The following is a 19,039-nucleotide window of genomic DNA, read 5'->3' on the forward strand; positions in this document are numbered from 1 at the left end:
TGCCCGCGTTGCACAGAACCGAAGCGGCAATGGTGTCTTGCCAAGCACGCAACGCCGCTCTAGCACTCCGGCCGAAATCGACCTCAGAGGAAACGACCATGGCGACCCACAAACTGCTGCTGCTTCCCGGCGACGGTATCGGCCCCGAGGTGATGGGCGAGGTGAAGCGGCTGATCGACTGGCTCAGTTCGGCGGGGATCGCCAAGTTCGAGACCGACACCGGCCTCGTTGGCGGTTCGGCCTATGACGCACACAAGGTGTCGATCTCGGAAGGCGACATGGCCAAGGCCAAGGAGGCCGACGCCATCATCTTCGGTGCGGTCGGCGGTCCCAAATGGGACGCGGTGCCCTACGAGGTGCGCCCCGAAGCCGGCCTACTGCGCCTGCGCAAGGATCTCGGTCTGTTCGCCAACCTCCGTCCCGCGGTCTGCTACCCGGCGCTGGCGGAGGCCTCCAGCCTGAAGCGCGAGGCGGTCGAGGGCCTCGACATCATGATCGTGCGCGAACTCACCGGCGGCGTCTATTTCGGCGAGCCCAAGACCATCACCGATCTCGGCAACGGCCAGAAGCGCGCCATCGATACCCAGGTCTACGACACCTATGAGATCGAGCGCATCGGCCGCGTCGCCTTCGAGCTTGCGAAGAAGCGCAAGAACAAGGTGACGTCGATGGAGAAGCGCAACGTCATGAAGTCGGGCGTGCTCTGGAATGAGGTCATGACCCAGGTCCACAAGCGCGAATATCCCGACGTCACGCTCGAGCATCAGCTCGCCGATTCCGGCGGCATGATGCTGGTGAAATGGCCGAAGCAGTTCGACGTCATCGTCACCGACAATCTGTTCGGCGACATGCTGTCCGACATTGCTGCGATGTTGACGGGATCGCTCGGCATGCTGCCCTCGGCCTCGCTCGGCGAGGTCGACGTCAAGAGCAAGAAGCGCAAGGCGCTGTACGAGCCCGTGCACGGCTCGGCGCCTGATATCGCAGGCCAGGGCCTCGCCAATCCGATCGCGATGATCTCGTCCTTCGGCATGGCGCTGCGCTACTCCTTCGACATGGGCGCGCTCGCCGACAAGGTCGACGCCGCGATCGCCGCGGTGCTGGCCAGCGGCCTGCGCACCGCCGACATCAAGTCGGAAGGCACCACTGCCGCCTCGACCACGCAGATGGGCGAAGCGATCTTGAAGGAATTGCAGAAGCTGCACGCTTAGAGCCGTAGCCCGGATGGAGCGAAGCGAAATCCGGCGTTCTTCCCGCGTGTCGAAAATCCCGGATTGCGCTTCGCTCCATCCGGGCTACACGACAAACAAAAATGGCCGGGCGCGAGCCCGGCCATTTGATTCGGTCGATATGTCCGCCTCAGTACAGCGGGAAATTCTGCGGATAGCCGCCAACATCCTGCGGCGTGCTCAGCGGCTGGCGATCGATCGGGCGGTTGAGATTTTCGCGCGCGAAGGTCGGATAGCCTACCGCCGGCGGGAAGGCGTAGTCGGAGAACTTGCGGTCGCCCGGATTGACCTCGGTGCCGCCGTCGAGCCAGGAGCGCTTGCTCACATAGATGCGGGTGCGGCCCTGCTGATAGCTCGAATTGGGGCCGCTCGGGCCGTAATAGTGACGGCCGCTGTCATAGCGCTGCTTCTTGGTGTCGGCCGAGGCGGGTGTCGCGAAGGCTGAGGACATGGCAATCACGGCGCCGGCCGTAAGCCACATCGCCAGTTTGTTCGCGGCAGAGAAATTCGAGCTCATCACGTCCCCTTCAGGCGGCAAGCCGCCAATCAATTTCACGCTCATACTAACCCGGCCGGGGCGGCTGCAACTAGGTCTATTGGGTCACACCAGCGCTGAATAATCGTGCGCGCCGGCAAAAGTTGCATGGATACAGCCACTTGAGCTTGATGCCGATCAGAGCGCGCCGCGCAACTGCGCATTGGCGGCGCCGAGCAGCCAGTCCGACGCGCCCGGGGGCGCGCAGGGGCGGCGCTTCAGCTCCGCATGGGCGAACAATTCGGCCAGCTTCGGCTCGTTGCCCGAGGTCAGCAGCGTTAGCCGGTTCAGCGTGCAGGCGATCGCGGCGCGCCGCGCAGGCAGGCTGTCGCCCTGGCAGGAGAATCCGGAGATCTGGAGCGCCGGCTCCTCGCTGCGCTTGAGGTAGCCGAGGCAGGCCCGCGCGCCCTCCGCCGGACCGGTCGGCTGGAATAGGGCGACGGGGCCGAATTTCGTGTCGATCAGGCCGGCTTGCTCCAGCGGGGTCGCGGTGCCCAGTCCCATCCGGACGGCCAGATCCATTGTTGCTGGACGCGTCACGTCGAATTCGCCGCCTTCCCGGTAAATCTCGAGCTCGGCCACGGTCCTGTCTGCCTCGCTGGCCCAGCGCATCACGTCCCTGCGGCCGCCTTCGGGATGCCTGAAGATCGCGTAAGAAGCTGTTTTTTCTGACGAATCGAGCCGGCTAAGGGCGAAGGCCGGAGGCGACCGGTCGGCCACGCTCCAATCGGGCTTCAGCGCCGGATCATCGTCGCGCAAGTTGGGCAGCTGGCCGAGTGCGGCAAGGCCGAGGATGGCAAACAGTACCAAAATCCCCACATAGGCGAACAGGCGCGCCAGCGTGCCGACGACCTCGTCGGCGAAGGCTGCAAGCGCCAGATGGATCTGGGTGGGGTTTGCGGCCGTGCTGGCCTCGGGCGAGTGCATCCACGTCCCTAAGGCATGGTCCAACGTTGTCTTGAGGCCGGTTCTCGCATAGAAGCGCTGCTCTTCCTGTTTAAGCCTCAGCTTCAGGAAAGAGCTTTTTCGTCGGAGAGTGAACGATGGGTTACAAAGTCGCAGTCGTCGGCGCGACCGGCAATGTCGGACGGGAAATGCTCAACATCCTCGACGAGCGCAAATTCCCTGCGGACGAGGTGGTGGCCCTGGCGTCACGCCGCAGCATGGGCGTCGAGGTCTCCTACGGCGACCGCACGCTGAAGGTCAAAGCGCTGGAGCATTACGACTTCTCCGACGTCGACATCTGCCTGATGTCGGCCGGCGGAGAGGTGTCGAAGGAATGGTCGCCGAAGATCGGCGCCGCCGGCACGGTCGTGATCGACAATTCCTCGGCCTGGCGCATGGACCCGGACGTGCCGTTGATCGTGCCGGAAGTGAATGCGGACGCGACTGCGGGCTTCAAGAAGAAGAACATCATCGCCAACCCGAACTGCTCGACCGCGCAGCTCGTGGTCGCGCTCAAGCCCCTGCACGACAAGGCGACGATCAAGCGCGTCGTGGTCTCGACCTATCAATCGGTGTCGGGCGCCGGCAAGGACGCGATGGACGAACTGTTCTCGCAGACCAAGGCCGTCTACACCAACCAGGAGCTGATCAATAACAAGTTTCCGGCGCGCATCGCCTTCAACGTCATCCCCCAGATCGACGTCTTCATGGAGGACGGCTACACCAAGGAAGAGTGGAAGATGATGGCGGAGACCAAGAAGATTCTTGATCCCAAGATCAAGCTCTCCGCGACCTGCGTGCGCGTGCCAGTTTTCGTCGGCCATTCCGAGGCCGTCAACATCGAGTTCGAGAACCCGATCAGCGCGGACGAAGCACGCGACATCCTGCGCAAGGCGCCGGGTTGTCTCGTCATCGACAAGCATGAGCCCGGCGGCTACGCCACGCCGTATGAAGCCGCCGGCGAGGACGCCACCTATATCAGCCGTATCCGCGAGGACGCGACGGTGGAGAACGGTCTCGTGCTGTGGTGCGTCTCGGATAATCTACGCAAGGGCGCCGCGCTCAACGCGATCCAGATCGCGGAAGTCCTGATCAACCGCAAGCTGATCAGCGCGAAGAAGAAGGCGGCGTAAGCCGTGCTGCCGTAGGGTGGGCAAAGACGCGAAGCGCCGTGCCCACCATCTTTCCACAATTGCTAGAAAAGTGGTGAGCACGCTTCGCTTTGCCCACCCCACAAGAGCTGCGGACCTACGCCATCTCGCGCGCGTTCCTGAATTCCTTCGCCGCCTTGTCCAGCACGAACAGTGATCCCTCCGCGACGCCGAAATAGGCGCCGTGGGTCTGCATCTGGCCGCTCTCGACCGCCTTCTGCACGAACGGGAAGGTCATCAGGTTTTCCAGGCTGCGGAACACCGCGGCCTTCTCGATGCGCTCGACGAATTGCGCCATGGTCTCGTGGTCGCGCTGCTCCACCACTTCGCCCGGCTTGATGAACATCTGCATCCATTTGCCGATGAAGTCGCCCGGCGTGAGCGGCTCGATCTTGTCGACGAAGGCGCGGATGCCGCCGCACTGGGCGTGCCCGAGCACCACGATGTGCTTCACCTTCAGCACCGTCACGGCATATTCCAGCGCCGCCGAGACGCCATGCGCGTTGCCGTCGGGCTGATACACCGGCACCAGATTGGCGATGTTGCGGACGACGAAGAGTTCGCCCGGCCCGACGTCGAAGATCACTTCGGGCGAGACGCGGCTGTCGCAGCAGCCGATCACCATCACTTCAGGGAACTGCCCCTTCACCGACAGCTCGCGGTAGCGGGTCTGCTCGGTCGGCAGCCGCTGGGTGGCGAAGGCCTTGTAGCCTTCCAGCAAATGCTCTGGGAATGTGGTCATGGCCTATGCCTAATCATATACCGCTGGGACGAACAAGCCTTTCGAATAGGCAGGCCAGATGCTATCGGCTTCGGTCGGAATGAGATGAGGAAACCGGAAGGAACGCTTGCATGACCCGCCCGCGCCGCAGCCATCTGTTCATGCCCGGCTCCAACCCCCGCGCGCTGGAAAAGGCGCGCAATCTCGCCGCCGACGGCCTGATCCTCGACCTGGAAGACTCCGTCGCGCCCGATGCCAAGGCAGTGGCACGCGATGGCATCGCGGCCGCGATCGCGGCCAAAGGGTTCGGCAAGCGCGAGATCCTGATCCGGACCAACGGCCTCGACACGCCCTGGTGGGCCGACGATGTCGCGATGGCGGCGAATGCCTCGCCCGACGGCATCCTGGTTCCAAAGGTTTCACGCGTGGAGGAGCTCGACACGATCGGCCGCCGTCTCGCCGAACTCGGCGCGGCGCCGACCGTAAAGGTCTGGGCCATGATCGAGACCGCGCGCGCGGTACTGCATGCCGAAGAACTCGCTGCCGCCGGGCGCGATCCAGCGCGGCGCCTGTCAGGCTTCGTGTTCGGGCCCAACGACATCTCGCGCGAGACGCGCATCAAGATGCTGCCGGGCCGCGCGGCGATGATCCCGATGATCTCCCATTGCATCCTGGCGACGCGCGCCCATGGCCTCGAAATCCTCGACGGCCCCTATAGCGACATCGCCAACTCCGATGGTTTCGCCACCGAATGCGCGCAAGGCCGCGATCTCGGTTTCGACGGCAAGACGCTGATTCACCCCTCGCAGATCGAAGCCTGCAACGCGATCTTCACCCCGCCGGAGGAGGAAGTCGCGCGCGCGCGAAAGATCATCGCCGCGTTCGAGCTGCCGGAGAACGTCTCGCGCGGCGCGATCCGTCTCGACGGCGCCATGGTGGAGCGGCTGCACGCCGACATGGCGCGGCGCACGATCGAGATCGCGGACGCGATTGCGGCGATGGGGAAGGGCTGAGGGCAGGCGGTTGCGCTCAAGCCGAACGAACATTGACGCGGTTACCGGTATGCTCGGGGAGCCGCGGTTCTCTGAACGACCACGATCCCGGCTTTTCCCGTTGCGGTGGTGAAAGACAATGCTACCCTCACGCTCGATATTGATCCGGGCAAGCATTTGATGCGCATTTTTTTCCTAGCAGTCCTTCTCGTTACGTCATTTCCATTCGCCACGCCGGCGCTTGCGCAGCAGGTTCGGGTTGCGCTCGTCATCGGTAACGGCGCCTATGAGAAGGTAGCCGAGTTGCCGAACCCGACGCGCGATGCGGCCGACATCGGCCGCGCGCTGGAGCGGCTCGACTTCAAAGTCACCCAGGTCAAGAACGCGACTGCGCAAGAGATGAGGAAGTCTGTCGTCGAGTTCGGCCGCTCTGCGGAGGGAGCAGACCTTGCGGTCGTTTTCTATGCCGGACACGGCATGGAGGTCAGCGGCGAGAACTGGCTGATTCCGGTCGGCGCAGAGCTGCGCAGCGATACCGACATCGAAAGCGAGGCCATCAGCCTGCGCTCGGTGAGCCTTCAGGTTTCGAAGGCACGAAAGTTGGGCCTTGTGATACTGGACGCATGCCGCAACAATCCTTTTGCCGCAAAGATGAGACGCTCGCTGAGCACCCGGGCCGTGGCTCGCGGACTCGCTCCGACGGAGCCATCCGATAACGTTCTGATTGCGTACGCCGCCCGGGACGGTACTACGGCAAGCGACGGGGATGGCCGGAACAGCCCATTCACGGCATCGCTCCTTCGCCACATTGAAACGCCGGGGCTGGAGATATCGTTTCTGTTTCGTCGTGTTCGTGACGACGTGATGGCGGCCACCAGACGCGAGCAGCAGCCTTTCGTATACGGCTCTTTGTCGAAGGAAGAGATTTACCTGAGAGCTCCGGTGGCGAGCGCTCAAGCGCCAGTCGCGTCGGCTCCCGCGCCTGCAGATGCCGCGGAGGACGAGAAGTTTTGGCTGGCTATCCAGACGTCCACGGTGGCAGGCCTCTACGAGGAGTTTCTGACCAGGTACCCCCGCAGCAGCCACGCCGCAGAAGCGCGCCAGCGGGTGAAGAATTTCAAGGCCAACGAAGTTGCGGTGCTCTCATCCCCAGCTGCCCCTCCGAAACCGGACGCAAAAACCGTCGTCCGAAATCTATTTGCGCCCGAAGATAACCAGAAAGTTGCAGCCATCGCGGCAGCTCAGCAACTCAAACTGCCAAGCTACGCTATATCGCCTGATCAGAATGATCCGCTCAATGCTAACTCCAGATTTGTCGGCGTGTGGTCCAACAAACGTGGATGGACGAATGGCAAAGGACGGTATGCCATGCTGATCGTTACGGAAGTCTCTGCCACCGGGTTAGCCAAGGGACACTACCTCTGGGGACCGCCGACAAAGGCATCGTGGGTGAAGGATGAGGCGGGGTACCGGTCGTTTGCCGAATACATTGTGAACGACAAATTTTCCATCAGCGGAACACCCGTCACCGTCAGGATGGACAAGAACGTCCTTACGCTGTCGTCCGTCAACAAGGAAAATCCAACTGAGAAGGCGAACATAGAGCTCCGCCCTGTCTGGAAGCTCGTGCCAGCGCCGGAGGATGCTTCAAGCAAGCGCGAGAAAACCTCGCAGCCTCGTGCCGCCAAAAAGGAAAGCGCGGCCGAACCGAGCCCGTCAGGCAATGTCAGTGGGACGAGCATGGAAGAGCGCTATCGTGCTTGCAGAAAACTCGTCAAAGGATTTGCCCGGCGCGAGGCTTGTGCCCGTACGGGCGTGATCTAGCACCGGCGGGACATCCTGCCGCTAAACTAATCCTTTGATAAGGGCAACGCCTTAGCGATGCGCGTGATCCGCACGGTCGAGCGACTCCAGTGTCGAGGCATTGGCGCAGAAGCCGTGATAGTTCTCCGCGGCGGTGCCGTCGGCCAGCTCGCGATCGCACTGGCCCTTGTGGCTGCAAAGCGCGCACACCCGCTCCATGTCGCGCAGCAGCAGCGGATGCGCGCGGCCGAGCCCTTCGGCACTGATGCCGAGCTGCTCCAGCATCTTCGGCAGCTCGTCGGCGGCGTGCTTGCCGTGACGGACCAGATCTTCCAGATCGTCAGGCGCGATCCGCAGGTCTTGCGCGATCCGGTCGAAATCGGCGCGGTCGAGCTGCCGGATCTCGTTCAGCTCGCGGCGATGCTTCAGCCAGCTTGCAAAGGACTCGATGAGGTCCTGGACAATGGGATAAGGCCTGGTTGCGGTGCTCATGCGAAGCTCCATTCGAACGACGGAATTGGAGCGAGATTAGGCACAATGGTGCAGGTGCGCGTTGCGCTGGATCAAATACAGCTCTCGTGTCCCGGACGCGCTGCAGCGTGAAGCGCTGCTCGCAGAGCCGGAGCCATCTCGCCGCATCGCTGGGCCCCGGCTCAGCAACGCACCGCTTCGCGCTGCGCTGCGTCCGGGCGCGAGAGCGCCGCACAGCGGAGAAAATTATGCGAACCGCTCCGCCGCCCACGCATACAGGCTGCCCGGGATCGGCTTCTCACCGCCGCGGCCCTTGGGCGAGATATGCAGGCCGATGATGTCGCGGTCGGTGACGAGGCCGAGATAGCTCGAGGGATCGAAGAACAGTTTTGGCTCGGCATGCACGGCGTAGAACGATTGCTTCGGCAAGGCGCAGTGCAGCTCGCCGGTGCGGCGCGCGAGCGCGGTGAGTGCCGCCGGCCCGAAGATCGCGACGCGGATGTCGGAGAGGCGGTTCGAGCCGCCGCGCAGGCGGCGCATCGCAAACGTGACGCGATGGCGCAGCGACAGCCAGTTCGGCGTCAGCTCCTCCTGCTCCATCAGCTCTTCGAAAGCGGCAACGATGCCGTGTTCAGGTGGAAGGTAAATCACGGAGTTGCCGAGCTGGCGCGGCCGCTCCCACGCGAAATAGGGCTTTGCCGGATCGATCTCGACGGGCCTGAGCAGCAGCACGTCGGCGTCGAGCCAGAGGCCGAGGTCCTTCGCCATCAGCTTCATGCGGAAGAAGTCGCTGAACTGAAGCGTGGTCCAGTCGCGCCAGCTGCCGTCCGGCTGCGGCGGTCGCAATCGTTCGGAGAACGCATGTGGCAGGATAGCTTCGGCATCGGCATTCTCGACGCCTGCGGGCAGGCCGGGAATGGTGTCAAAACTGTAGACCGTGACCTTGTGGCCGGCAGCCAGCTGCGAGCGCAGACAGGTCTGGCGCAAGGCGTCCATCGGGCCGTGCCAGAAGGTGACGATGTCGGGCAGCATGCGCGGAGCTTAGAGCATGATCCGGAAAAGTGTGCAGCGGTTTTCCGACAAGATCATGCTCGAAAGATACGGGATAATCAGAACAAAGAAAAAGCCCCGGCGCTTGTAGCACCGGGGCTTGAACAAAAACTTGAGATCAGGCCCAGGCGCGTTCGCGCTTTAGCTTGTCCTCATAGGTGTCGATCGAGGCCTTCTTCTCCATCGTCAGGCCGATGTCGTCGAGGCCGTTGATCAGGCAGTGCTTGCGGAACGGGTCGATCTCGAACTTGACCTTGCCGCCGTCGGGACCGCGGATCTCCTGGTTCGGCAGGTCGATCGTCAGCGTCGCGTTGGCGCCGCGCTCGGCGTCGTCGAACAGCTTGTCGAGGTCTTCCTGGGCCACGCGGATCGGCAGAATGCCGTTCTTGAAGCAGTTGTTGTAGAAGATGTCGCCGAACGAGGTCGAGATCACGCAGCGGATGCCGAAGTCGAGCAGCGCCCAGGGCGCGTGCTCGCGGCTCGAGCCGCAGCCGAAATTGTCGCCGGCGACCAGCACCTTCGCGTTGCGATAGGCGGGCTGGTTGAGGACGAAATCGGGGTTCTCGCTGCCGTCGTCCTTGTAGCGCTGCTCGGAGAAGAGCCCCTTGCCAAGGCCGGTGCGCTTGATGGTCTTGAGGTACTGCTTCGGAATGATCATGTCGGTGTCGACATTGATGATCTTCAGCGGCGCCGCGACGCCTTCCAGCGTGGTGAACTTGTCCATGGTTGCGCTTTCCCGGGATGGTCTAGGGAACCGGTATTTATCGCGATCGGGGCGGAAATCCTAGGCCGAATTCGGCAGATCTCGTCTGCCTAACCGGGCTCTCTGCTCAACCCGGCTCTTGAGCCTCGATCGCGGACATATCGTCGTCCGACAGGCCGAAATGATGGCCAATCTCGTGGATCAGGACGTGGCGAACGATATGGCCGAGGCTTTCGTCGTGCTCGGCCCAGTAATCCAGGATCGGCCGGCGGTAGAGCCAGACCATGTTGGGCAGCCGCGCCACGTCGGCAAAACTCTGCTGCGGCAGGCCGACGCCCTGGAACAGGCCGAGCAGGTCGAACTCGCTCTCGCATGCCATCTCGTCCAGGACTTCCTCGGTGGGGAAGTCGTCGACGCGGATGATCACGCCCTCGCACAGCCTACGAAACTCCGCCGGCAGGCGTTCGAACACTTCATGCGCCATCGCTTCCATCTCGGCCAGCGAGGGCGCTTTCAATTCCGTCCACATGGGCTTCTCATAGCGTGGGTTTCGCGGCGATGCATCCGGCTTTATAAGCGCGGCGAGGTTGACGAGCGCCGTCAAAACGGGGAGCGTAGGCCTCGAAGTGGACGTTCAGGTGGGCAGAAAAATGCGAGCGAAAACAGCGCTGACGCTACTGTGCATGGGGTTGTTTTCGCAGTTTTGCGTTGGCGCGGAGGCCCAGACCGCGGCTCCCGGGATCAGGCTGGCCCAAGCGGCCTCGCGAGACGATCTGCCGCCGCCGCGCAAGCGGACCCCGGCGCGCCTGCGCGTCACGCCCTATTACAGTCCGGATGGCGTCTATCCCCGCTACAATCCCGGTCCCGATGCGGTCCGCGAGTGCAACGCCACCTATGTGCAGGAATATCGCCCGAGCGGCACGGTGATCGTGCCGCATATGAGCTGCTACTGGCGCCGGGGCTGATACGAGCGCGATGCCGTCGCGCGCCGATGAAGCGCCATGTTGCAGGCAGAGGCCGTCATGATGAGATGGATCGCGTTGGCCGTCGCTGCCGGACTTGCCGCAGGCCTGCCTCACGCTTTTGCAGCGCATAGGGTGACGAAGCTGCCGGATGCCTCGGCAGGGCGCGCGGCGTTCGACGGAGGGCGACATGTGCGGCCCGACATCATGCATTACGCTCCGCGTCCTGATCCGCATTATTACGCGCGGCCGGTCTTCTACCGCCCCTATCCCTATGCCGTGCCGGCGCCATTCGTGTTCGGCTATGGACCGTGGCGGTGATGCACTAGCCTGCAGGCGCTTCCGCGGAATGCCGTTCATTCATGATGGGTTCACGTCGCTGTCCGTAATTTAATCTCGGGAGCGACCGCCAATGAACACGGATGACGCGAGCCGGGAGCGAGCGTCGCAACTCCGCTGTCCAGATTCAGGGAGAAGTCGATGCTGAGGATATTGGGTCTCAAGGCAAGCCGGATGCGCTTGCTCGGAATTGCGGCCGCCGCGACGCTGATGTTGTCGGCCGGCACGACGCGCCGCGCTGAAGCGATGACACCAGTCAATCCGACCGCGTTGCCTGCGGCGAAGGCCGCAAGTGACGACATGATCCAGGTTCGCCACGGCGGCGGCGGTGGTGGTGGACATGGCGGCGGCTTTCATGGCGGCGGCGGTTTCCACGGTGGAGGCGGCTTCCACGGTGGCGGAGGACATATCGGTGGCTTCCGCGGCGGTGGTTTCCACGCTGGTGGCTTCCGGGCCGCACCCGCCTTTCATGGCGGCGGCTATCGTTACGGCGGAGTTCGCCACTATGGCGGAGGCGGATTCCATCGCTACGGCATCTATCGTCCCGCCTATTACGGCCATCGCCATTTCCACCGGCGCTACTATGGCGGCTACTATCCCTATTACAGCCATCCGCGCCGCTGCCGGGTCATCTGGACCTATTACGGCCCGCGCCGCGTCTGCCGCTGGCATCGCTGGCACCATCCGTATCGCTATTGGTAAGCACGACCGAAATGAAAAGGGCGCCTCGACGGCGCCCTTGTTCATCCGGTGGCCTAAAGCCAATCCTTCAGTTTCCACGTCGCCGACGTCCAGCGCGTGAGGTTCTCCAGCTTCCATTGCTTGAACATCGCCGGCGGCCAGCGGCTGAGCTTCGAGGCCTCCTCGACCTCGGGCTTGGCGACCATGCGCAGCGGTGCCGCGCGCCGCCGGTGCTGGGGCGTCGCCGCGCTGATCAGATCGACATATTCAGGCTTGCTGGCCATGAGCTGGTGTCCTCGCGAAACGCTCGCGAGGACACAGTGTCGGCGCTGCCGATTAACGGCGGTTTGCCGCAATCACTCAAATTGCAGGGAGCAGCTTACCGCCACTCCCTGATGTCGACGAAGTGACCCGCGATCGCAGCGGCTGCGGCCATCGCCGGCGACACCAGATGGGTGCGGCCCTTGAAGCCCTGGCGGCCCTCGAAGTTGCGGTTCGAGGTCGAGGCGCAGCGCTCTTCCGGAGCCAGCTTGTCGGGGTTCATCGCGAGGCACATCGAGCAACCGGGCTCGCGCCATTCGAAGCCGGCCTTGATGAAGATCTTGTCCAGACCTTCAGCCTCGGCCTGCTCCTTCACGAGGCCGGAGCCCGGCACGACCATGGCGTTGACGCCGCCTGCGACCTGCTTGCCTTCCGCGATCTTGGCGGCGGCGCGCAGATCCTCGATCCGGCCGTTGGTGCAGGAGCCGATGAAGATGCGGTCGAGCTTGATGTCGGTGATCTTCGTCCCCGCGGTCAGGCCCATGTATTTCAGCGCGCGGTGCTTCGACAGGCGCTTGGCCTCGTCCGCGATCTTGTCGGGATCGGGCACGCTGCCGGTGACCGAGATCACGTCTTCAGGGCTCGTGCCCCAGGTCACGATCGGCGGCAGCTTCGCGGCATCGAGCCGCAGCTCGTGGTCGAAATGCGCGCCCTCGTCCGAGCGCAGCTTCTCCCAGTAACGCATCGCCGCGTCCCAGTCGGCGCCCTTCGGTGCCTTCGGGCGGCCGCGCAGGAAGTCGAACGCCTTCTGGTCCGGCGCGACCAGTCCGGCGCGTGCACCGCCTTCGATCGACATGTTGCAGACCGTCATGCGGCCTTCCATGCTGAGCGCACGGATCGCGTCGCCGGCGTATTCGAGCACGTAGCCGGTACCGCCCGCGGTGCCGATCTCGCCGATGATGGCGAGGATGATGTCCTTGCCCGTCACGCCATCCGGCAATTTGCCGTCGACAGTGACGCGCATGTTCTTCGCCTTCTTCTGGATCAGCGTCTGCGTCGCCAGCACATGTTCGACTTCCGACGTGCCGATGCCGTGCGCGAGCGCGCCGAACGCACCATGCGTCGAGGTGTGGCTGTCACCGCAGACGATGGTGGTGCCGGGCAGCGTAAAGCCCTGCTCGGGGCCGATGACATGGACGACGCCCTGACGCTTGTCGAACTCGTCGTAATATTCGATGCCGAATTCCCGGGCGTTGTCGGCCAGTGCCTTGATCTGCTCGATGCTTTCAGGGTCGGGGTTCGGCTTGGTGCGGTCGGTGGTCGGCACGTTGTGGTCGACGACGGCCAGCGTCTTCTCCGGCGCGCGCACCTTGCGTCCGGTGGCGCGCAAGCCTTCGAACGCCTGCGGTGAAGTGACCTCGTGCACCAGATGGCGATCGATATAGAGCAGGCAGGTGCCGTCCTCGGCTTCGTGCACCAGATGGTCGTTCCAGATCTTGTCGTACAATGTGGTCGGCTTGGACATGAGCGTCAGCTCCAGGAATGTTGTGTAGAGCGGGTTGCGCGGATAGCGCGCGGGCAACAAAATCGTCAGCGCAGCTTTTAGGCTGCGCGCGTAAGCTCTGACGTTGCCGAGGTCGCGAAGCGTCCGAAGAACCGGCCAGGCAGCCGCGAGCGATCGTCGATGACGACGCGCTTGACGGGCGAGAGGCTGGTCAAATCTGGAAACATTCCAAGAATATATAGCAGGCCGAACCGGAATCGCGAGGGCTTTGACGCGCACGGCTGACGCAACAAAAAAGCGCGGGGTTGGCCCCGCGCTTTTGGAAACTCGCCTGTAAGCGGAGCTTACTCGTTGACGGCAGCCGGACGGTCCTGCTTCTTCTCGACGATGCGGGCCGACTTGCCGCGAAGGTTGCGGAGATAATAGAGCTTGGCGCGACGCACCTTGCCGCGGCGCACCACCTTGATCGAGTCGATCATCGGCGACATCACCGGGAACACGCGCTCCACGCCTTCGCCGTACGAAATCTTGCGCACCGTGAAGCTCTCGTTGAGACCGCCGCCGGAACGGCCGATGCAAACGCCTTCATAGGCCTGCACGCGGGTGCGGTCGCCTTCGACGACCTTCACGTTGACGATCACGGTATCGCCGGGGCCGAATTCCGGAATCTCCTTGTTGGCGGAGAGCTTGTCGAATTGCTCTTTTTCGAGCTGTTGGATCAGGTTCATGGGTAAATCTCCATCGGCGCGCCCAGCCTTGGAAAACGGGGGCTGCGCGAAATTCGTTTATCCAGCCATTGCGGATGTGGCCGCTGCTATAAGGCAAGCCGGAGCGTTTGTCACCCGTCTGTCTTGTTTTTTGGCGTTTTTTGGCGTCCGCCCCGATTCGGGACTTTGCTCGGGATCCGGGCCCACAAATCCGGTCGCCGGGCCGCGGTCAGGGCCTCGGATTCCTCCCGCCGCCAGCTGGCGACCTTGGCATGGTCACCGGAGGTCAGGATCTCCGGAATCGGGGTTCCCTCGAACCGCTGCGGCCGGGTGTATTGGGGGTATTCGAGCAGGCCGTCCGAGAAGCTTTCCTCGGTTCCCGAGGCCTCCTTGCCCATCACGCCCGGAAGCAGCCGAACACAGGCGTCGATCAGGGCCAAGGCCGCGATTTCGCCGCCGGAGAGGACGTAATCCCCAATCGAGACCTCCTCCAGGCCCCGCCCGTCGATCACGCGCTGGTCCACCCCCTCGAACCGCCCGCAGACGATCAGAGGACCCGGGCCCTTGGCGAGTTCGAGAACCCGGGCCTGGGTCAATGGCCGACCCCTCGGGCTCATCAGCAGTTTCGGCCGGTCCGGCCCGATCCCGGCGGCATCGATCGCGGCCGCCAGAACATCGGCCCGAAGCACCATGCCCGGTCCGCCGCCGGCCGGGGTGTCATCGACACTGCGGTGGCGGTCGGTGGCCGAGGCCCGGATGTCCCGCGCCTCCAGCTCCCAGAGCCCGCCAGCCAGCGCCCGGCCGGCCAGGCTCACGCCCAGCGGCCCCGGAAACATCTCCGGAAACAGCGTCAGCACCGTCGCGCGCCAGGGTGAGGGGTTGGTCATCGGATCTCAGTTATTGTCGTCCCGGACAAGCGGAGCGCAGATCCGGGACCCAGAACCACCGCACTTCGTTTGGCGACGGCTGGCGCGATCAGCTTAGCTAAAAATTCTGGCACTGTGGTTATGGGTCTCGGCCTTCGCCGGGACGACCCGGGGAGGGATCCTCGCCCGCGATCTCCTGCGGCAGCGCGATCACGACGCGGCCGCCGGCGATGTCGACCTCCGGCACCACCGCATCGGTGAACGGCAGCAGCATCGTGGTGCCTGTGGGCGGCGCAATCTCGATGATGTCACCGGCGCCGAAATTGTGGATCGCGAGCACGCGGCCGAGCGCATCGCCGGCCATGGTGACGGCGGCGAGCCCGATCAGATCGGTGTGGTAATATTCGCCCTCGTCCGTCGCGGGCAGCTTTTCGCGCGCGACGTAGAGCTCGATGCCGTTGAGGCGCTCGGCCTCATCGCGAGTCGTGACGCCCTTGAACGTTGCAACCAGATGATCCTTGGCCGCGCGCGCCGTTGCGACCTCGAACTGGCGCTTGCCGTCCTTGGACGAAAGCAGACCGTAGCTCCGCACGGCAAACGGATCTTCCGTGAAGGTCCACAGTTTGACCGCGCCGCGCACACCATGCGCGGCGCCGATCCGCGCGACGCAGACCAGCGCCGGCATGATCTGGCCTTAACCCTTCGCGGCGGCTTCGGCCTGCGCCTTGCGCTCCTTGCGCGGCACGGCCTTCTCGGGGTTGTTGCGCACTTCGCGCTTCTTGACGCCGGCGGCGTCGAGGAAGCGCGATACACGGTCCGACGGCTGCGCGCCCTTGGCGAGCCAGGCCTTCACCTTGTCCATGTCGAGCTTCAGCCGGGTCTCGTTGTCCTTCGGCAGCAGCGGGTTGAAATAGCCGAGACGCTCGATGAAGCGGCCATCGCGCGGAAAGCGCGAATCGGCGACGACGACGTGATAGACGGGACGCTTCTTGGTGCCAGCGCGGGCGAGACGGATAACGACGGACATCTAAGTTCTCCTTCAAAGTACGTTTTGTTCGGTTGATTGGTATTCCGCGTTGCGCGAGACCGCTGCGATCTCCCGCGACGAATTCCTCATTTCTTCTTGCCAGGGAAACCGCCGAGACCCGGCAGCATCGGCTTGCCGCTCAGCCCGGTCAGGCCCGGAACGTTCGGCAGACCCTGGCGCAGCCCGGCAGGTAGATCCTTCGGCAGGCTGGGCAGACCCTGTCCGCCGCCACCCTGCATCTTCTCCTGCAGCGCCTTCATCTCTTCCGGCGAAGGCGGCTTCATGCCGCCGCCAAAGCCCATCGCCTGCGCTATGCCCGCGAGCGGACCGCGCTTGCCGGAGCCCATGGCCTTCATCATATCGGCCATGTTCCGGTGCATCTTGAGCAGCTTGTTGACCTGCTCGACGCTCTGGCCGGAACCTGCGGCGATGCGCTTCTTGCGGCTGGCCTTGAGCAAATCGGGATGACGGCGCTCGTCGCGCGTCATCGAATCAATCACCGCGACCTGGCGCTTCAAAATCTTGTCGTCGATGCCGGCGGCCGCGATCTGGTTCTTCATCTTGGCGATGCCGGGCATCATGCCCATCAGGCCGCTGATGCCGCCCATATTGGCCATCTGCAACAGCTGCTCGCGCATGTCGTTGAGGTCGAACTGACCCTTGCGCATGCGCTCGGCGGTGCGCGCGGCCTTTTCGGCATCGATGTTGGCGGCAGCGCGTTCGACCAGCGAGACCACGTCGCCCATGCCGAGGATGCGGCCGGCGATACGATCAGGATGGAAATCCTCCAGCGCATCGGTCTTTTCGCCGGTGCCGAGCAGCTTGATCGGCTTGCCGGTGACCGCGCGCATCGACAGCGCGGCGCCGCCGCGGCCGTCGCCGTCCACGCGCGTCAGCACGATACCGGTGAGGCCGACGCGCTCGTCGAAGGCGCGAGCGAGATTGACGGCGTCCTGGCCGGTGAGGCTGTCCGCCACCAGCAGCACTTCATGCGGATTGGCGGCGGCTTTGATCGCTGCCGCTTCCGCCATCATCTCTTCGTCGAGCGTGGTACGGCCGGCAGTGTCGAGCAGCACGACGTCGTAGCCGCCGAGCTTGCCGGCCTCGAGCGCGCGCTTCGCGATCTGCGCCGGCTGCTGGCCGGCGACGATCGGCAGCGTCGGAATGTCGAGATCGCGGCCCAGGACGGCCAGCTGCTCCATCGCCGCGGGACGGTAGATGTCGAGCGACGCCATCAGCACCTTGCGCTTGTCGCGCTGGACCATGCGACGGGCGAGCTTTGCGGTGGTGGTGGTCTTGCCGGAGCCTTGCAGACCGACCATCATGATCGGCACCGGCGGCACGGAATTGATGTCGATGGTCTGGCTTTCGGCGCCGAGCGTGTTGATCAGCTCGTCATGGACGATCTTGACCACCATCTGGCCTGGCGTCACCGACTTGACGACGGTGGCGCCGATCGCCTGCTCGCGGACCCGCTCGGTGAAGCTGCGCACCACCTCTAACGCGACGTCGGCTTCCAGCAGTGCGCGGCGCACTTCGCGCATCGCGGCGTCGACGTCCTTTTCGGTCAGCGCACCGCGCCCCGTCAGACGATCGAGAATGCCGCCAAGCCGTTCCGACAGATTGTCGAACAATGCCGTTGTCCTTTTTTCACCTCTCCCCGCAAGCGCGGGGCGAGGGAGCAGAAATCCAAACACCTTCACGCCCGAGGGCGCATCGCGCTGTCGGGCGTTGGCCTCTGGCCTCTGGGACCAGTCGGCGGGTCGAAAAGAAAGCCTTTCCGAGAAGTGCCGGGGTTAAACGCCGCTGACGCCCGAAAGTCAAGGAAAGTTAGGGTGGCCGGGGCTGCTTTGGAAGGCAAAGCCTTGAAAAGATGAACTTTCCGGCGGCGGGTTCCTTTTCCGCAGACCCCGCCCATATAGCGGTGATGTCCTCCCCCTCCGACCATCTTTGAAGCCAGTTCCGTGCCGATCACCCGCCGCCGCCTTTTCGGACTGCTCGCCGGTGCCGGCGCATTGGTCGGCGTGCCCTCCCTTTGGATGTCCCGCATGAAAACCTATGACGGCCCGGTCTCCGACCATTTCGACGGCCTGAACTTCTTCGATCCGGACGGCGTGCCGCCGAAATCGCTTCGTGAGGTCCTGCGCTGGCAATTCGGCGGCAAGCGGCAGCGCGCGACTTGGCCGGATTGGGCGCCGAGCCCCCATGCCGACGCCCCGCCCGACCGCGTCCACGGCGACAAGGTGCGGCTCTCTTTCGTCGGCCACGCCAGCTGGCTGATCCAGACCGGCGGCCTCAATATTCTCGTCGATCCCGTCTGGTCGACGCGGGTCTCGCCCGTCAGCTTCGCCGGGCCGAAACGGCACAACGATCCCGGCATTGCGTTCGACAAGCTGCCGAAGATCGATGTCGTGCTGGTCTCGCACGGCCATTACGATCATCTCGACATGGCGACGCTGTCGCGGCTCGCCAAGAATTTTGCGCCGCGTGTGGTGACCCCGCTCGGCAATGACGTCACGATGCGCAGCACCGATGCGACGATCAAGGTGGAAGCGTTCGACTGGCATGATCGCGTCGAGCTCGGCGGCGGTATCGCCGTGACCCTGGTGCCGACCCGGCACTGGTCGGCGCGCGGCATGTTCGATCGCAACAAGGCGCTGTGGGCGAGTTTCGTGCTGGAGACGCCTGCGGGGAAAATCTACGTCGTCTGCGATTCCGGCTACGGCGATGGCGGGCATTTCCGCCGCGTCGCCGAGAGGCACGGGCCGCTCCGCCTGGCGATCCTCCCGATCGGCGCCTATGAGCCGCGCTGGTTCATGCACGACCAGCACATGAACCCGGAAGACGCGGTGAAGGCGCTCGCGGATTGCGGCGCGCAAGCCGCACTCGGGCATCACCACGGCACGTTTCAGCTGACCGATGAAGCAATCGATGCGCCGGCGAAAGCGCTGGTCGAGGCGCTCGATGCCGCGAAGGTTCCGCAGGAAAGATTTGTGGCGATGAAGCCGGGGCAGGTGGTGGAGATCTAGCTTCGCCGTCGCTTCGAACCCGCTGTCGTCCCGGCCTAGTGCGCAATTGCGGCCGGGACGACA

The 19,039-nt window shown here is 64.0% G+C and carries 22 protein-coding genes; 8 read left to right on the plus strand and 14 right to left on the minus strand.

What is annotated here, in order from left to right; all coding sequences use genetic code 11:
• Nucleotides 1-98 precede the first annotated feature (98 nt).
• Nucleotides 99-1,211, plus strand: a complete 1,113-nt coding sequence (gene leuB, locus IVB07_RS00645; protein WP_018459787.1) for a 3-isopropylmalate dehydrogenase — start codon at nt 99-101, stop codon at nt 1,209-1,211.
• Between the two features lie 148 nt (nt 1,212-1,359).
• On the opposite strand, the gene IVB07_RS00650 is transcribed toward leuB, so the two are convergent.
• Together IVB07_RS00650 and IVB07_RS00655 are read right to left on the minus strand one after the other, a co-directional pair.
• The gene (locus IVB07_RS00650; protein ID WP_018459788.1) at nt 1,360-1,746 is read right to left on the minus strand and encodes a hypothetical protein; all 387 of its coding nucleotides are present in this window, start codon (nt 1,744-1,746) and stop codon (nt 1,360-1,362) included.
• A gap of 156 nt (nt 1,747-1,902) precedes the next feature.
• Nucleotides 1,903-2,691 (minus strand): hypothetical protein, encoded by a 789-nt coding sequence (locus IVB07_RS00655; protein WP_018459789.1) that lies wholly within the window; start codon nt 2,689-2,691, stop codon nt 1,903-1,905.
• Between the two features lie 116 nt (nt 2,692-2,807).
• On the opposite strand from IVB07_RS00655, the gene IVB07_RS00660 reads away from it, so the two are divergent.
• Nucleotides 2,808-3,842, plus strand: a complete 1,035-nt coding sequence (locus IVB07_RS00660) for an aspartate-semialdehyde dehydrogenase (protein WP_018459790.1) — start codon at nt 2,808-2,810, stop codon at nt 3,840-3,842.
• 115 nt (nt 3,843-3,957) lie between these two features.
• Here IVB07_RS00660 and IVB07_RS00665 read toward each other — a convergent pair whose 3' ends face one another.
• Entirely contained in the window at nt 3,958-4,602 is a 645-nt protein-coding gene (locus tag IVB07_RS00665; protein ID WP_018459791.1) for a carbonic anhydrase, read from the minus strand.
• Between the two features lie 110 nt (nt 4,603-4,712).
• Here IVB07_RS00665 and IVB07_RS00670 point away from each other — a divergent pair, with 110 nt between their 5' ends.
• Together IVB07_RS00670 and IVB07_RS00675 are read left to right on the plus strand one after the other, a co-directional pair.
• Nucleotides 4,713-5,594 carry a CoA ester lyase gene (locus IVB07_RS00670; RefSeq protein ID WP_018459792.1) on the plus strand — a complete coding sequence of 294 codons (882 nt, stop codon included), beginning with the start codon at nt 4,713-4,715 and terminating at the stop codon, nt 5,592-5,594.
• Between the two features lie 108 nt (nt 5,595-5,702).
• Nucleotides 5,703-7,397, plus strand: a complete 1,695-nt coding sequence (locus tag IVB07_RS00675) for a caspase family protein (RefSeq protein WP_247295776.1) — start codon at nt 5,703-5,705, stop codon at nt 7,395-7,397.
• Between the two features lie 51 nt (nt 7,398-7,448).
• Here the strand turns inward: IVB07_RS00675 and IVB07_RS00680 are convergent, their stop codons facing one another.
• From IVB07_RS00680 to IVB07_RS00695, 4 genes are all read right to left on the minus strand, one after another.
• Nucleotides 7,449-7,868 carry a hypothetical protein gene (locus IVB07_RS00680; RefSeq protein ID WP_026233876.1) on the minus strand — a complete coding sequence of 140 codons (420 nt, stop codon included), beginning with the start codon at nt 7,866-7,868 and terminating at the stop codon, nt 7,449-7,451.
• Nucleotides 7,869-8,093: 225 nt separating this feature from the next.
• Complete coding sequence (locus IVB07_RS00685) at nt 8,094-8,879, minus strand: hypothetical protein (protein WP_018459794.1); 786 nt, start codon at nt 8,877-8,879, stop codon at nt 8,094-8,096.
• A 136-nt stretch (nt 8,880-9,015) separates the two neighbouring features.
• The gene (gene leuD, locus IVB07_RS00690; protein ID WP_018459795.1) at nt 9,016-9,621 is read right to left on the minus strand and encodes a 3-isopropylmalate dehydratase small subunit; all 606 of its coding nucleotides are present in this window, start codon (nt 9,619-9,621) and stop codon (nt 9,016-9,018) included.
• Between the two features lie 106 nt (nt 9,622-9,727).
• Nucleotides 9,728-10,129 (minus strand): metallopeptidase family protein, encoded by a 402-nt coding sequence (locus IVB07_RS00695; RefSeq protein WP_026233877.1) that lies wholly within the window; start codon nt 10,127-10,129, stop codon nt 9,728-9,730.
• Nucleotides 10,130-10,283: 154 nt separating this feature from the next.
• Between IVB07_RS00695 and IVB07_RS00700 the strand changes: the two genes are divergently transcribed.
• The 3 genes from IVB07_RS00700 (at nt 10,284) to IVB07_RS00710 (ending at nt 11,603) form a co-directional block, all read left to right on the plus strand.
• Nucleotides 10,284-10,565 carry a hypothetical protein gene (locus IVB07_RS00700; RefSeq protein WP_018459797.1) on the plus strand — a complete coding sequence of 94 codons (282 nt, stop codon included), beginning with the start codon at nt 10,284-10,286 and terminating at the stop codon, nt 10,563-10,565.
• Nucleotides 10,566-10,622: 57 nt separating this feature from the next.
• Nucleotides 10,623-10,883: a hypothetical protein gene (locus IVB07_RS00705; protein WP_026233878.1), complete on the plus strand. Its 261-nt coding sequence runs from the start codon at nt 10,623-10,625 to the stop codon at nt 10,881-10,883.
• Between the two features lie 159 nt (nt 10,884-11,042).
• Nucleotides 11,043-11,603, plus strand: coding sequence for a hypothetical protein (locus IVB07_RS00710; RefSeq protein WP_026233879.1), 561 nt, complete (start codon nt 11,043-11,045; stop codon nt 11,601-11,603).
• A 53-nt stretch (nt 11,604-11,656) separates the two neighbouring features.
• Here IVB07_RS00710 and IVB07_RS00715 read toward each other — a convergent pair whose 3' ends face one another.
• The 7 genes from IVB07_RS00715 to ffh all read right to left on the minus strand — a co-directional run bounded on the left by IVB07_RS00715 (nt 11,657) and on the right by ffh (nt 17,581).
• Nucleotides 11,657-11,866: a hypothetical protein gene (locus IVB07_RS00715; protein ID WP_018459800.1), complete on the minus strand. Its 210-nt coding sequence runs from the start codon at nt 11,864-11,866 to the stop codon at nt 11,657-11,659.
• 95 nt (nt 11,867-11,961) lie between these two features.
• Entirely contained in the window at nt 11,962-13,368 is a 1,407-nt protein-coding gene (gene leuC / locus IVB07_RS00720) for a 3-isopropylmalate dehydratase large subunit (RefSeq protein WP_026233880.1), read from the minus strand.
• Between the two features lie 323 nt (nt 13,369-13,691).
• Nucleotides 13,692-14,075, minus strand: coding sequence for a 50S ribosomal protein L19 (gene rplS, locus IVB07_RS00725; protein ID WP_018459803.1), 384 nt, complete (start codon nt 14,073-14,075; stop codon nt 13,692-13,694).
• 110 nt (nt 14,076-14,185) lie between these two features.
• Nucleotides 14,186-14,941: a tRNA (guanosine(37)-N1)-methyltransferase TrmD gene (trmD, locus tag IVB07_RS00730; protein WP_018459804.1), complete on the minus strand. Its 756-nt coding sequence runs from the start codon at nt 14,939-14,941 to the stop codon at nt 14,186-14,188.
• 118 nt (nt 14,942-15,059) lie between these two features.
• On the minus strand, nt 15,060-15,605 hold the full coding sequence (gene rimM, locus IVB07_RS00735) for a ribosome maturation factor RimM (protein WP_018459805.1): 546 nt from the start codon (nt 15,603-15,605) through the stop codon (nt 15,060-15,062).
• A 9-nt stretch (nt 15,606-15,614) separates the two neighbouring features.
• On the minus strand, nt 15,615-15,947 hold the full coding sequence (gene rpsP / locus IVB07_RS00740; RefSeq protein ID WP_007598827.1) for a 30S ribosomal protein S16: 333 nt from the start codon (nt 15,945-15,947) through the stop codon (nt 15,615-15,617).
• 86 nt (nt 15,948-16,033) lie between these two features.
• Nucleotides 16,034-17,581 (minus strand): signal recognition particle protein, encoded by a 1,548-nt coding sequence (ffh, locus tag IVB07_RS00745; protein ID WP_018459806.1) that lies wholly within the window; start codon nt 17,579-17,581, stop codon nt 16,034-16,036.
• Between the two features lie 330 nt (nt 17,582-17,911).
• Between ffh and IVB07_RS00750 the strand changes: the two genes are divergently transcribed.
• Entirely contained in the window at nt 17,912-18,976 is a 1,065-nt protein-coding gene (locus IVB07_RS00750; protein ID WP_018459807.1) for an MBL fold metallo-hydrolase, read from the plus strand.
• Nucleotides 18,977-19,039 lie beyond the last annotated feature (63 nt).

The organism is Bradyrhizobium sp. 172, assembly GCF_023101065.1.
GTDB lineage: Bacteria > Pseudomonadota > Alphaproteobacteria > Rhizobiales > Xanthobacteraceae > Bradyrhizobium > Bradyrhizobium canariense_D.